The sequence below is a fragment of the Aeromicrobium sp. HA genome, from assembly GCF_027171405.1.
GTDB lineage: Bacteria > Actinomycetota > Actinomycetes > Propionibacteriales > Nocardioidaceae > Aeromicrobium > Aeromicrobium tamlense.
On the sequence record NZ_CP114372.1, the window covers coordinates 1,846,599 to 1,860,744 of the forward strand.

General features: G+C 70.0%; 11 protein-coding genes. 4 read left to right on the forward strand and 7 right to left on the reverse strand.

The genetic code is table 11. The features are described from left to right. The first annotated feature begins 63 nt into the window (after positions 1-63). Genes O3S82_RS09075 through O3S82_RS09085 form a run of 3 tightly spaced genes read left to right on the forward strand, consistent with a single transcriptional unit; the run spans position 64 to position 2,976 of the window. A complete protein-coding gene (locus O3S82_RS09075; RefSeq protein ID WP_269302283.1) occupies positions 64-1,623 on the forward strand; it encodes a M28 family metallopeptidase in 1,560 nt (519 codons plus the stop codon). A 52-nt stretch (positions 1,624-1,675) separates the two neighbouring features. After that, positions 1,676-2,077, forward strand: coding sequence for a PLD nuclease N-terminal domain-containing protein (locus tag O3S82_RS09080; protein ID WP_179424313.1), 402 nt, complete (start codon positions 1,676-1,678; stop codon positions 2,075-2,077). Further along, a complete protein-coding gene (locus O3S82_RS09085) occupies positions 2,074-2,976 on the forward strand; it encodes a 5'-3' exonuclease (RefSeq protein ID WP_269302286.1) in 903 nt (300 codons plus the stop codon). The genes O3S82_RS09080 and O3S82_RS09085 overlap by 4 nt, the downstream gene beginning before the upstream one ends. Here O3S82_RS09085 and O3S82_RS09090 read toward each other — a convergent pair. The 7 genes from O3S82_RS09090 to pafA form a co-directional block, all read right to left on the reverse strand. Then, positions 2,966-5,686, reverse strand: coding sequence for a DEAD/DEAH box helicase (locus tag O3S82_RS09090; protein WP_269302289.1), 2,721 nt, complete (start codon positions 5,684-5,686; stop codon positions 2,966-2,968). The genes O3S82_RS09085 and O3S82_RS09090 overlap by 11 nt on opposite strands. A 19-nt stretch (positions 5,687-5,705) precedes the next feature. Next, positions 5,706-6,548 (reverse strand): twin-arginine translocase subunit TatC, encoded by an 843-nt coding sequence (tatC, locus tag O3S82_RS09095; protein ID WP_269302291.1) that lies wholly within the window; start codon positions 6,546-6,548, stop codon positions 5,706-5,708. 5 nt (positions 6,549-6,553) lie between these two features. Next, positions 6,554-6,787 carry a twin-arginine translocase TatA/TatE family subunit gene (gene tatA / locus O3S82_RS09100; protein ID WP_179424310.1) on the reverse strand — a complete coding sequence of 78 codons (234 nt, stop codon included), beginning with the start codon at positions 6,785-6,787 and terminating at the stop codon, positions 6,554-6,556. 2 nt (positions 6,788-6,789) lie between these two features. Next, positions 6,790-7,761, reverse strand: coding sequence for a helix-turn-helix transcriptional regulator (locus O3S82_RS09105; RefSeq protein WP_179424309.1), 972 nt, complete (start codon positions 7,759-7,761; stop codon positions 6,790-6,792). Then, complete coding sequence (locus tag O3S82_RS09110) at positions 7,758-8,714, reverse strand: helix-turn-helix transcriptional regulator (protein WP_179424308.1); 957 nt, start codon at positions 8,712-8,714, stop codon at positions 7,758-7,760. The genes O3S82_RS09105 and O3S82_RS09110 overlap by 4 nt, the downstream gene beginning before the upstream one ends. A gap of 10 nt (positions 8,715-8,724) precedes the next feature. Then, complete coding sequence (locus tag O3S82_RS09115) at positions 8,725-9,606, reverse strand: FKBP-type peptidyl-prolyl cis-trans isomerase (RefSeq protein ID WP_179424307.1); 882 nt, start codon at positions 9,604-9,606, stop codon at positions 8,725-8,727. Positions 9,607-9,702: 96 nt separating this feature from the next. Then, complete coding sequence (pafA, locus tag O3S82_RS09120; protein ID WP_179424306.1) at positions 9,703-11,064, reverse strand: Pup--protein ligase; 1,362 nt, start codon at positions 11,062-11,064, stop codon at positions 9,703-9,705. A gap of 184 nt (positions 11,065-11,248) precedes the next feature. Between pafA and O3S82_RS09125 the strand changes: the two genes are divergently transcribed. Continuing rightward, positions 11,249-14,101, forward strand: a complete 2,853-nt coding sequence (locus O3S82_RS09125; RefSeq protein WP_269302296.1) for an immune inhibitor A domain-containing protein — start codon at positions 11,249-11,251, stop codon at positions 14,099-14,101. Positions 14,102-14,146: the final 45 nt, after the last annotated feature.

Below are 14,146 nucleotides of genomic sequence, written 5' to 3' on the forward strand. Positions count from 1 at the left end.
CGCTCCCGACGAACCTGTGTGACCGTAGGCACTATCTGCACCACCCAACGGATCGGGGGATCCATGAAGAAGGCAGTCATCGCCGCATCGGCGGCAATCCTCACCGCAGGACTCGTCACCGCGTCACCCGCGGTCGCGAAGTCCGGCCCGACGGCACCGAAGGGTCAGGCCACCAAGCTGACCAAGGCGGTCACCGTCAACGGCATCCTGAAGCACCTGCGCCAGTTCCAGGCCATCGCGAACGCGAACGGCGGGAACCGGGCGTCCGGCCTCCCCGGCTACGACGCCTCGGTCGAGTACGTGGCGCGCGAGCTCAAGAAGTCCGGGTACAAGGTCACGGTCCAGGAGTTCACGTTCCCGTTCTTCCAGGAGCTCACTCCCGCCACGCTCACCGTCGGCGGCGAGGAGATCGAGAACGCGGTGTTCACGTACTCCGCGAGCGGCAGCGTCACGGGCCCGATCATCCCCACGAACGACGTCCAGATCCCGCCGGGTCCCGAGGCCGGGAGCAGCAACTCCGGCTGTGAGCCTGCCGACTTCGCGCCGGCGCCCGCCGAGGACGCGATCGCGCTCGTCCAGCGCGGCACCTGCGACTTCGCCGTGAAGGTCGACAACGCGGTGGCCGCCGGCTACGACGCGGTGCTCGTCTTCAACGAGGGCCAGCCCGGACGCACCGATGTGGTCGCCGGCACGCTCGGCGCCCCGAAGTCCGTGCCGGTGTCGGGCATCAGCTACGAGCAGGGCGCGGAGTTCGTCGCGGCCGGCACGCCCACGGGCACGCTGACCACCGACGTCGAGTCCGACCTCGAGCGCACGACCTACAACGTGCTCGCGGACGTTCCGGCGTCCGAGCTCAAGAAGATCAAGAACAAGGACCAGGTCGTCGTCGTGGGCGCCCACCTCGACAGCGTTCCCGAGGGTCCCGGCATCAACGACAACGGGTCCGGCTCGGCCGGCATCCTCGAGATCGCCCGGCAGCTGAGCAGCACGGGGCTCTACAAGAACCTCCAGCGCCCGGTCCGCTTCGCCTTCTGGGGCGCGGAGGAGCTGAGCCTGCTCGGCTCGGAGCACTACGTGGCCAACCTGTCCGAGGACGAGCTGTCGCGGATCTACGCCAACCTGAACTTCGACATGATCGGCTCGCCGAACTACGCGCGGTTCGTGTACGACGGTGACGGCTCCGACGGTGACCCCGGTCCCGCCGGCTCGGGCGAGATCGAGCAGGTCTTCACGGACTGGTTCGACAGCCAGGGACTGGCCAGTGAGCCGACGGCCTTCGACGGCCGCTCGGACTACGGTCCGTTCATCGAGGTCGGCATCCCGGCCGGCGGCCTGTTCACCGGCGCCGAGGGCGTGAAGACGCCCGAGCAGGTGGCGCTGTACGGCGGCACGGCCGGCGTGGCGTACGACCCGTGCTACCACCAGGCCTGCGACGACATGACGAACCTCAGCGTCAAGGCCCTGCACGAGATGGGCGACGCCGCGGCCTTCGCGGTGGCCACCCTGACGTTCTCCAAGAAGGGCCTCTACCCCGACGGCAGTCGCAAGGCCGCCCGGGGCAAGGCCCAGGCGAAGGGGAAGGCGCACGTCCACCACCAGGACGGTCACCTCAAGACCCGCTGACAACTGAGTCGATCAGGCTCCCGCACCGCCCCGAGCGTGCCATCATGCGTGCATGTTCCTCTTCGGGTCGGTCGGGAGCCTGATCGTTCTCGCCCTCTGGGTCTTCTGCCTCGTCGACGTCATCACCTCCGACGAGTACGCCGTGCGGCATCTGCCCAAGACCCTGTGGCTCATCGTCGTGATCCTGCTCCCGCTCGTCGGATCGCTCGCCTGGCTGGCCGTCGGACGGCCCGCCACGACCACGCGCGACCTGCCCTACAAGGGCAACACCTCGGCCTCGGTCGCGGCCTCGCGCTTCCCCGAGTACGACCGTCCCGGTCGCCACGTCCCGGCCGACCCCGAGGCCGACGAGGCGTTCCTGAGGAGCCTGCGCGAGCGGGCCGAGGAGCAGCGCCGGGCCTATCGTGAGCAGCAACGATCCCGAGACGCCCAGGAGGGCGAACCCACCCCATGAGCTCTTCGCGACTGCTCCTGCTCGACACCGCCAGCCTGTACTTCCGCGCCTTCTACGGCGTTCCCGACTCGATCAAGGCCGCCGACGGCCGCCCCGTGAACGCCGTGCGCGGCATCCTCGACTTCCTCGCCACGCTCCAGGACCGCTACGATCCCGCCGCCGTCGTCGCGGCGTGGGACGACGACTGGCGTCCGGCGTGGCGCGTCGAGCTGCTCGACACCTACAAGACGCACCGGCTCGCCGATCCCGAGGCGGGCACCGAGGAGACGCCCGACCTGCTCTCGCACCAGGTGCCGCTCATCGCCGAGGCGCTGACCCTCGCCGGCGCCACCGTGGTGGGCGCCCCGGAGGCAGAGGCCGACGACGTGATCGGCACGCTGGTCCACCGCTGGGAGACCGGCATCGACGTCGTCACCGGCGACCGCGACCTGTTCCAGCTGGTCGACGACGAGCGCGACGTCCGCGTGCTCTACACGGCACGGGGCGTCAGCAAGCACGACGTGGTGGACGCGGCGTGGGTTCGCGAGAAGTACGGGATCGAGCCGCACCAGTACGTCGACTTCGCCGTGATGCGCGGCGACGCGTCGGACGGCCTGCCGGGCGTCCCGGGCATCGGCGACAAGACCGCCGCGACGCTGCTGAACGAGTACGCCGACCTCGACGGCATCCGGGCCGCGGCGGCCGATCCGTCGTCCTCGCTGCGGCCGCGGATCCGCCAGTCGCTGCTGGACAGCTCGGACTACATCGAGGCGGCGGTGCGCGTGGTCACCGTGCGCCCCGACCTCGACCTGGCCGACCCCGTGACCGGGGTGATCGACGAGCCCGCCCTGCGCGCGTTCGGCGAGCAGTGGAACGTCGCGGGTCCCGTCGACCGGCTGCTCCAGTCCGTCACGACGTGACGCTGGAGTAGGCCACCACGCCCGTCCGCAGCTCGTCGAGCGCCGCGCGCGCGGTGTCGCGCAGCGGGCCGGCACCGGCGGCGTCGGCGATCTGCGCGACCGTGTCGATCAGCTGCTTCATGGCGCGCACGAAGTCGCCCGCGGCCATGTCGGCCGAGCCGAGCACGAGGTCGAGGCTCGTGCCCTCGCACCACATCCAGACCGCGTACGCGAAGCCGAAGTCGGGCTTGCGCAGGAACGACAGCCGGTGGTCGCGCTCCAGCTGGTCGAGCTGGAGCCACAGCAGGCCCATCGACTCGGCCGCCTGAGCCACCGCCTTCGTCGGGAACCGCGCCGGTGGCGCCTCGTCGGAGTTGCGGGCCTCGTAGGTGAGGCCGCTGGCGACGGCCGCGAACTCCGACGGGGACAGTCCGCCCCACACGTCGTGGCGCAGCGACTCGCTCACCACGAGGTCGGACTCGCCGTAGATCCGCTGGAGGTGGCGGCCCTCGGGCGTGACCTCGTCGCCGTCGAGGTACCCGAGCGTGTCCAGCACCTCGCACACGCGGTCGAACTGGCGGGCGACGGTGTTGGTGCGCTGCTCCACGCGGCGTCGCATGCTGTCGGTCTCGCGCTCGAGCTTGAACGCGCGCTCGGCCCACCGTGCGTGCGACTCCCGGTCGGGACACGCATGGCAGGGGTGGTCGCGCAGCTCGCGCCGCAGCTCGGTGATCCGCGGATCCTCCGCGGTCGGTCCGTCGCGGTAGGCCGTCGGGTACTCCGCCAGGTGGCCGGCGCGGTTCCGCAGCGAGGAGGCCAGGTCGCGCCGCGACTGCGCGTCGCGGGGATTGAACGACTTGGGGATGCGCATCTGCATGAGCGAGTCGACCGGCGTCGGGAAGTCCACGACGGCCAGCCGCCGGGCGTGACGGTTGGCGGTCAGCACCATCGGGCGTGGGCCCTCGCGGTTGCCGGTGTCGGGATCGAGCACGACGGCGAGTCCGGAGAACTTCCCGGCAGGCACATTGATGACGTCGCCGCGCTTGAGCCGGGTGAGCGACTCGAGCGCCTCCTCGCGCTTCGCGGCACGGCGGGACTTGGAGCCGGCCGACTCGAGGTCGCTGAGCCGGCGACGCAGCCGCATGTACTCCATGAAGTCGCCGAGCTCGCAGTGCACGGACTCGCGGTAGCCCTCGATCGCCTCGTCGGCCTTGCGGACCTTGCGGGCGAGACCCACCACGGCGCGGTCGGCCTGGAACTGCGCGAACGACTGCTCCAGCAGCTCGCGGGCGCGCTCGCGTCCCACCTGGTGCACGAGGTTGACCGCCATGTTGTACGAGGGACGGAACGACGAGTTCAGCGGATACGTGCGCGTGGAGGCCAGGCCGGCGACGTGCCGCGCGTCCAGTCCCGGCTGCCACAGCACGACGCCGTGACCCTCGACGTCGATCCCGCGGCGGCCGGCGCGGCCGGTGAGCTGGGTGTACTCCCCCGGCGTGACGTCGACGTGGTTCTCGCCGTTCCACTTCGTGAGGCGGTCGACGACGACCGAGCGGGCCGGCATGTTGATGCCGAGAGCCAGCGTCTCGGTGGCGAAGACCACCTTCACGAGCCCGGCGCTGAAGAGGTCCTCGACGCACTCCTTGAACGTGGGCAGCATGCCGGCGTGGTGCGCCGCGATGCCGCGGCCGATGCCCTCGCGGAACTCGTGGAAGCCCAGCACGGCCAGGTCGTCGTCCGGCAGGTGCGCGCACGCGGCGTCGACGTGCTCGTGGATCGCCTCGCGCTCCTCCTGCGTGGTCAGGATCAAGCGGGCCGCCAGGCACTGCTCCACGGCGGCGGCGCAGCCCGCCCGGCTGAAGATGAAGACGATGGCCGGCAGCATGCCCTCGGACTCCAGCTTGAGGACGATGTCGATGCGGTCGGGCGTGCGGTGGCGGCTGCGGGGACGCTTGCCGCCCTTCGCGGGGCGCCGCGAGCGGTTCTTGGCGAAGGCACGGTTCCACTGGGCGTCGTCGCGGGCCATCTGCTCCAGCGTGTGGTTGACCTCGGTCGAGTTCGGCTCGAACAGGTCGAACATCTTGCGGCCGACGAGCACGTGCTGGTGCAGGGGCACGGGCCGGCGCTCCTCCACGATCGTCTCGGTCGCGCCGCGCACCTCGTGCAGCCAGGCGCCGAACTCCTCGACGTTGGACACGGTGGCCGACAGCGACACGATCGAGACCGACGGCGGGAGGCCGATGATGACCTCCTCCCAGACCGCACCGCGGAAGCGGTCGGCGAGGTAGTGCACCTCGTCCATCACCACGTGCCCGAGGTTGTTCAGCGTGGAGGAGCCCGCGTAGATCATGTTGCGCAGGACCTCGGTGGTCATGACGACGATCGGCGCCTCGCCGTTGATCGTGTTGTCACCGGTCAGCAGGCCGACGTTCTCGGGGCCGTACCGGTCCGCGAAGTCGCTGAACTTCTGGTTCGACAGCGCCTTGATCGGCGTGGTGTAGAAGCACTTGCGGCCCGTGGCCAGCGACAGGTGCACCGCGAACTCGCCGACGAGGGTCTTGCCCGACCCGGTGGGGGCCGCGACGAGCACGCCGTGGCCGTCCTCGAGCGCCTCGCAGGCGCGCACCTGGAAGTCGTCCAGCCCGAACGGGTAGAGGTCTCGGAAGGCCGCGACGTGCGGGTGCTTCTGGTCCTTGCGGAATCGGGCGTACTGCTCGGCCGGGGTGGACATGCCTCCAGCCTACGGAGGCTCAGTCGTCGAGGCCCCTCGGAGCGTCCAGTGTCGACGCCTCGTCGTCGTCGAGCGACCGCGCCGTCCGCCCCCGCTTGCGGTCCGTGACGCGCGCGATGATCTCCGAGATGAAGTACAGGAAGCTCATCGGGATGGCCAGGAACAGGAACGTCACGGGGTCCACGGTGGGCGTCGCGATGGCCGCGAAGAAGAAGATGCCGACGATGATCCACGGCCGGGCGTGGATCAGCTGGGCGCCGCTGACCGCGCCCATGCGGTTGAGGATCACCACCACGACGGGGATCTGCGCGCCCACGCCGAACAGCAGGATCATCCGGGTGGCGAAGCTCAGGTAGTCGGCGCCGTTCAGCAGGTTGGTCCAGCCCTCGGGCGCGAAGCCGACGAGGAGCTCGATGGCCTTCGGGAACGTCCAGTAGCCGATCCAGGCGCCGCCGAGGAACAGCGGCACGCAGGTGGCGGTCAGCAGCAGCGCGGCCCGCTTCTCGTGGCGGTGCAGCGCCGGCAGGACGAACGCCCAGATCTGCCACATCCAGATCGGGCTCGACAGCACGAGACCGGCGACGACGCTGGTCTTGAGCTGGAACTGGAACGCGCCACCGATGCCGGTGACGACGAGCTCGGTGTCGATCCCCTCCTGCTCGAGGGCGGGACGGACCTGCTCGTACGGGGCGGTGAGCCAGTCGAGGATCTCGGGATAGAAGTACCAGGCGACCACGACGCCGAGGACGATCGCGGCGAGCGCCTTCATGAGGCGCGAGCGCAGCTCGGCCAGGTGGTCCATCAGCGGCATCTCGCCGCCGGGGCCGGGCTTGCGCCCGGCCCGACCGAATCCGAGGGCCACCCGGGTCAGCGGGTGGGGTCGTCGCGGCGGTCGGTGGCGGCCGGGTCGGTGGTGCGCTCGATGGAGCGAGGCGCGTCGCCGGCCTGCTTCTCCTCCTGCTCGCTCTCACGCAGCTCGGACTTGAAGATGCGCAGCGCACGGCCGGAGCCGCGGGCGAGTTCGGGGAGCTTGCGACCGCCGAACAACAGAATCACGATCCCCAGGATGATGAGGATCTCGGTGGCGCCGAGGTTGGGCATGGTCAAACTCCTTGGTCGGGACTTCCTTCATCGTACGCGGCCAGTGCTGACCGGGCGGAGCCCCTCACGTCGTCCGCGACGCCACCCGGCTCGACCACGCGCATCCGTCCGCCGGCCCGCATCACGACACGCCGCAGCCACGTGGGATCGCTGCCGAACAGGCGGGCCCGGACCGATCCGTCGGGCCGCTCCTCGACCACGTCCATCCGGTACTGGTCGAACAGCCACTCCGCGTCGGGCGCGATCTCCACGAGCACCGAGGGCGTGTCGGGGCCCTGCGGGAACAGGTCCTCCAGCCGCGTGCGCTCGTCGGCGTCGGTGGTCACCGGTGCCTCGAGGACCGTGGCCGCGACGATCCGGTCGACGCGGAAGAGGCGGTCGGCCTCGACCTTGTGGCACCAGGCCGAGAGGTAGCGGTGACCGTCCTGCGTGAACGCGCGGTGCGGGTCGACGACTCGTTCGGTCTGCTCGTCGCGCGTCTCGGTGGCGTAGACCATGTGGAGCTGTCGCTTGCCCGCGAGCGCCTCGGCCAGGGCCGTCTGGACGGCCGGGTCGACGTCGGGCAGCAGGACGTCGACGGGCGTGTCCACGGGCGTCCCGGCGGCCTCGCCGAGCTTGGCCAGCGCCGAGTCGATCACGGCGGCCTGGTCGCCGGCGGCGGACTGGCGCAGGGTGCGCAGCGCCACCATCAGCGCGGCGGCCTCGCTGCGCGAGATGCGCAGCGGCCGCGCCATGAACTCGGCGTCGCGGATGTAGACCACGCCCTCGTCCTGCAGCGCCGTGACGTCGAAGTCGATGAGCTCGCCGTGGTACTCGCCCCAGCCGGTGAGCATCATGATCTCCAGCTCACGCTGGGCCTGGGCCGGCTTGATCTTGAACTCGCGGGCGAGGTCGGCCAGCGGGATGCCCTGGTTGCTCTGCAGGTACGGGACCATCGCCAGCATCCGCACGACCTGCTTCAGCGACGGGTTCATGCGTGCACCTCCGCGACGGCGCGCAGCCGGTCGATCACGGCGTCGCGCAGCGCGGGCGGCGACACGACGACGGCGTCGGGTCCGTAGGACGCGATCTCGGCGGCGAGGTCCGCCACGACGGCGAACGCGACCTCGACCTCGTCGGTGGCCTCGTCGATCCGATCGATGCGCACGGCGTGACGGCGCAGCGACTGGCCGCGACCCGCGGTGACCCGCAGCACCGCGGACTCGTCGGGGACCGGCGGCTGGAGGGCGCGCGCGACCTTCTTCATGTTGACCTCGTCGGGCACCTCGTACTCCCCCGGCTCGCCGTCGGGCTTCACGTCGCCGACGATGCGCGAGAGCCGGAACAGGCGCGGACCGTCGCGGTCACGGTCGAAGCCGCCGACGTACCAGTGCTCGCGGAACGAGGTCATGCTCCACGGCTCGAGATGGCGCACCGAGGTCTCACCCCCGGGACGGCGGTACTCGAACGCGATCGGCATCCGGCGACCCGTGGCGTCGAAGACCGCGTCGAAGGCGGGCTCCTCGGCGCGCAGCCGCGCCTCGGTCATGCGCAGCACCGAGGGGTCGAAGTCGTTGCCGATCGCCTTGAGCTTCGCCAGCGCCGTGGTGGACTCGGCGGCCATGCCGGCGTGGTCCCACAGCTGGCCCGCCAGTCCGATCACGGCGGCCTCCTCGACCGTGAGGTCGATCTGGGGCAGCTCCACCTCCGCGCGCAGCAGCCGGTAGCCGGTGACGCCGCCGAGCGCGTCGAACGTGCCCGTCTCGATCTCGAGGCCGAGGTCGCGCAGCTCCTGCTTGTCGCGCTCGAACTTGCGCTCGAACGCCACGTCGGTGTCCTCGCGGTACTCCGCGATGGAGGAGCGGATCTGCTCCTTCGTCAGGTACTGGCTGGTGGCCAAGAGGGTGAAGACGAGGTTCATCAACCGTTCGGTCTTCCGCTGGGCCATGAGCGACAGACTAGCTGGCGTCGAGCAGGTCGACCGCGAAGATCAGCGGCCCGTCGGGCTGGCCGTTCTTCTTGGCGTCCTTGCCGTACGCGTCCTCGGACGAGCACGTGACCACGATGCGGCTGCCGAGCGTGTGACCGGGGATCTGGTCGCTCCAGCACGGGATGGCCGAGCCCTCGGCGATCGAGATCTGACGTGGGCCGGTGGCCCAGGAGGCGTCGAAGACCTCGCCGTCGGGGTACTGCTGGCCGACGTACTGGACGCTGAGGACGGCGCCCTTCTCGACCTTCTCGCCCTTGCCCTTGATGAGGACGGCGGAGCTGGACTTGCTGACCTCGTCCGCCGTCTTCTTCGTCTTGGCGAACTTCTCGGGGTGCTTGTCCTTGTCGTAGGTCAGCTTGGGCAGCGTGGCCGGGGCCTTCTGCGCCGTGCCGCTGGCCTCGGTGGGCACCTTGGAGACGAGGTCGAACAGGAAGACCATCGTGTCGTCCTTCTCCAGGCCCAGCGACTCCGCGCTCTGCAGCAGCGAGACGCCGTCCTTGGCGGGCACCGACACCAGCACGCGCGAGCCGATGTCCTGGCCGACGAGACCCTTGTAGAAGCCCGGCAGCGCCGTCTTCTCGTTGAGCGTGAGCGTCATCGGCGACTCGTTCTCGTAGGAGTTGTCGAACTCCTTGCCGGTGCGGCCGTTGATCGCGATGTAGTTGATCTTGATGGTGTCACCGTCGGCGACCTCGTCGCCGCCACCCTCGGAGACGACACGCGACTCGGTCTTCTCGGTGGTGTAGTCGGCCTCGACCTTCACCTTCGGGGTACTGCCCTTGGAGACCTCGATCCCGTCGAGGTCGTTGCCCCCGCCGCAGCCGGCGAGGACGAGGGATGCAGTGGCCATGGCGACCACGAGAGCAGTACGACGCACGGTGATGTTCCTCCTGGGGATCGATGCCGTGGCCACACTAACGGCTGATCCCAAGGATCGACTGAGAGATCACATCGAGTCGATGAGGCGCTGCACCCGGTCGTCCTGCGACCGGAACGGGTCCTTGCACAGGACCGTGCGCTGGGCCTGGTCGTTCAGCTTCAGGTGGACCCAGTCGACCGTGAAGTCGCGCCGGCGCTCCTGCGCCCGGGCGATGAAGTCGCCGCGCAGCCGCGCGCGCGTGGTCTGCGGCGGCACCGACTTGGCCGTGAAGACGTCGAGGTCCTTCGTGACGCGCGCGACCGACCCCTTGCTCTCGAGCAGGTAGAACAGGCCGCGGTCGCGGCGGATGTCGTGGTAGGCCAGGTCGAGCTGCGCGATCCGCGGATCGGCCCACGAGAGGCCGCGCTGCGTGCGGTAGCGGTCGAGCAGCCGGTACTTGATGACCCAGTCGATCTCGCGCTCGACGAGGGTGAGGTCCTCGCTCTCGACGGCCTTGAGCGTGCGCTCCCACAGGTCCATCGTGCGATCGATCGTGGGCGAGTGGAGGCCGTTGCGGTCGATGTACTCGGCAGCCTTGGCGAAGTACTCGGCCTGGATCTCCAGCGCGGACAGCTCGCGGCCGTTGGCCAGCTGGACCTTGCGGCGGCCGGTCATGTCGTGCGAGATCTCGCGGATGGCCCGGATCGGGTTCTCGAGCGTGAGGTCGCGCATCGTGACGCCGCTCTCGATCATCCGCAGCACCAGGTCGGTGGTGGCGACCTTGAGCATCGTCGTGGTCTCGCTCATGTTCGAGTCGCCCACGATGACGTGCAGCCGGCGGAAGCGCTCGGCGTCGGCGTGCGGCTCGTCGCGCGTGTTGATGATCGGACGCGAGCGCGTCGTGGCGCTCGAGACGCCCTCCCAGATGTGCTCGGCGCGCTGGCTGACGCTGAAGACCGTGCCGCGCGGGGTCTGCTGGACCTTGCCCGCGCCGCAGATGATCTGGCGCGAGACCAGGAACGGGATCAGGACGTCGGCCAGCCGGCTGAACTCGCCGCCGCGGCTGACGAGGTAGTTCTCGTGGCAGCCGTAGGAGTTGCCGGCGGAGTCGGTGTTGTTCTTGAACAGGTAGATGTCGCCCTCGACGCCGTCCTCCGCGAGGCGCTGCTGCGCGTCGAGCATGAGGCCCTCGAGGATCCGCTCCCCCGCCCTGTCGTGGGTGACGAGGTCGACGATGTCGTCGCACTCGGGCGTGGCGTACTCGGGGTGGCTGCCCACGTCGAGGTAGAGCCGGGCGCCGTTGCGCAGGAACACGTTGCTGCTGCGGCCCCACGAGACGACGCGTCGGAACAGGTAGCGGGCGACCTCGTCGGGCGACAGGCGGCGCTGTCCGTGGAACGAGCAGGTGACGCCGTACTCGTTCTCGATCCCGAAGATCCGCCGGTCCATGCCGCCAGCCTAGACCCGCATGCCGCACGCGCACGGCATCTCGACGGGCCGTCCCGATCCGTGACGCGCGTGTGACCCGTCTCACATTGGGGACTTCCCAACCGGCGGCCGGAGGCGCAGGATGGCAAGAGTCCGTCCACGGGGGCACGGACACCGGACCCGGGTCCGGTCGGGGAGGAGCAGCATGACCACTCATCGAACTCGTCGCGCGGCTGGGCTCTGGCTCATCGGCGCGTCGACGCTGGCATTGACGGCGACCGGGCTCGCGCTCGGCTCGGGCACCACGGCGGGGGCCGCTCCCCCGCCGGCCGGCGATGCGGCCGCCCGGCCGCTGCCGGGCTACATCAACTACGTCGCACCCCGCGCGGAGGAGTCGTCCGGCACCGACCAGGCACTGCGCGTCAACGGCAGGCGCGTCGCGAAGGGCAAGGCCCAGCAGCAGCAGCGCATGCTCGAGCGCGCGAAGCAGGTCGACCGCAAGCACAGCCAGGGCAACCCGGTCGCGGCGCGCCAGCTGGCGCGCGTGGAGGCCGAGTCGCTGCGCACCGGGAAGAGCCCCAAGGAGGTGCGCGACCAGCGGTTCAAGAAGGCCAGGTCCACGCAGCAGGCGCGCCTGCTGACGATCCTCGTGGAGTTCAACGAGCAGGCGAACGACGACTTCACCGGCCAGTACGTCCCCGATGGCTACGGCGCCGAGACGTGCGTGCCCGGCACCGTGCAGAACGGGCCGACGCACAACCAGATCCCGAACCCGGCGAACAGCGACCTGCCCGACAACAACTCGATGTGGGTCAAGGACTTCTCGCCGGCGCACTACAACGCGATGCTCTACTCCAAGAAGGGCATCACCCAGCGCGTCCGCCCGGACCTGCGCGGTCCCGACGGCCGCCGCGGCATCGACATCTCCGGGTACACGATGAAGAACATGTACGAGGAGATGTCCAAGGGCGCCTACACCGTGGGCGGCACCGCCACCCCGTGGGTGACCGTGGACCACTCCGAGGCCTACTACGGCGCCACGGTCTGCCACCAGGACGAGAACGGCGAGTGGGTCTACGGCGCCGTCCAGGACATGCAGGGCCACCCGGACAACCCGCTGGGCCCCGGCCAGCTGCCGATCGACGCGGTCGCGGCGCTGGCGGAGGCGCAGCCGAACTTCCCATGGGCCGACTACGACCTGGAGGACCAGGGCGACGTCGACGGTGACGGCAACCTCCTCGAGCCCGACGGCATCATCGACCACGTGGTCCTCGTGCACGCCGGCGAGGACAAGTCCGGTGGCGGCGGCGCCGAGGGCCCGTACGCGATCTGGGCGCACTCGTCGGCCGTGGCCGGCGGGGCCCCCGTGCCGGGGACGAACCTGCGGCTGTCGAACTACATCGTGCAGCCCGAGGACTCCGGCGTCGGCGTCTTCGCCCACGAGTACGGGCACGACCTCGGCCTGCCGGACCTCTACGACACGGCCAGCGGCGGCGACTCCGACGTCGACTTCTGGGACCTCATGTCGTCCGGCTCGCACTCCGGCCCCATCTTCCAGTCGATGCCGACGCACATGGGCATCTGGGACAAGTGGGTGCTGGGCTGGGCCGACCCGCTCGAGATCAATCCGGGCGACCGGTCGCGCACGGTCAAGGTGGGCCAGACCAGCCGCACGCCGAAGGGCACCGAGGACGGCATCAAGATCAACCTGCCGGACAAGGTCGTCACCCGGGCCGAGCCGCACAGCGGCGAGAACATGTGGTGGGGCAACAACGACCAGAACTGGGCGATGAACTCGCTGTCCCGCTCGATCGAGGTGCCCGACGCGGCCGACGCGCGGTTCTGGATGTGGAACAACTACGTCATCGAGCAGGACTGGGACTTCGGCTTCGTCGAGGTCTCGACCGACGGCGGCGCCACGTGGACCCCGCAGAAGGTCTACGACGAGAGTGGCACCGAGGTCACGACCCCGGACGACTACCCCGACCCGAACGGCAACCTGACCACGTTCGGCAACCGGCGGTACGGCCTGACGGGGACCTCCGGCGGCTGGCGCCACGACTACGTCGACCTGAGCGCCTGGGCCGGCCAGACGATCCAGGTCAGGCTGATGCAGTCCACCGACGCGGCGTTCACCGAGCGCGGCTGGTTCGCCGACGACTTCTCGGTCACCGGCGGCGGGGCGACCACGTTCACCGATGACGTCGAGGGCGGGGCCAACGGCTGGACCGCGACGATCGACTCGTGGGTGGCGGGCGAGGCCCGCGGCGCCGGCTGGGTCATCGACAGCGGCACCACGTCGAACGCCCAGTACTACCTGGTGGAGTGGCGCAACCTCGACGGCTTCGACAAGGGCCTGAAGTACGCCTACGACACGACGTACCAGAAGCTCGGCGAGGACGGTGCGTGGAAGGTCGAGAAGATCCGCTACAACGCGCCCGGCGCGCTGGTCTGGTACCGCGACACGTCGTACGGCGATGCCAACCACGTCCTCAACAACCTCACGTCCCTGCCGAGTGAGGGCGCCAAGGGCGGCCTGCTGATCGTCGACAGCCACTTCGACCCGCTCCGGCGGACCGGGGCGAACGCGGCCAACGACACCAGCACGCTGAAGAACCTGCCGTCGAGGCCGCAGTCGTCGAACGCGGCGTTCAACCTCTTCGGCACGTACGCCTTCCGCGAGTGCACGACGAAGCCGGACTTCACGGGCGAGGCGTGCAACCGCTTCGGGGCGCAGCGGGCAGTGCGGTCGTTCACCGACGACCGCGGCTGGTACCCGGGCATCGAGGTGCGGGGCGACAGCCTCTTCTACCGCGACGCCGACGCCTCGACCGTGGTCCCGTCGGTGGGCAACGCGCCCTACAGCACCCGCGTGGTGGACGAGAACGGCAACCCGCGCACCGACCTCTACGGCACGGACGTGGGCCTGGTGACCCCGCTCGGATCCGGCAACCCCGCGGACGACGGGGTCGGGTTCGGCACCGGCGTGAAGGTGGAGAAGGCCTTCAAGGGCAATCTGGCGGCACTGCTGAGGATCACTCCTCCGACCGTGCCGTGACGCAGACGAGCGGGCGGGTGGGCCTGGCCCATCCGCCCGCTCCTC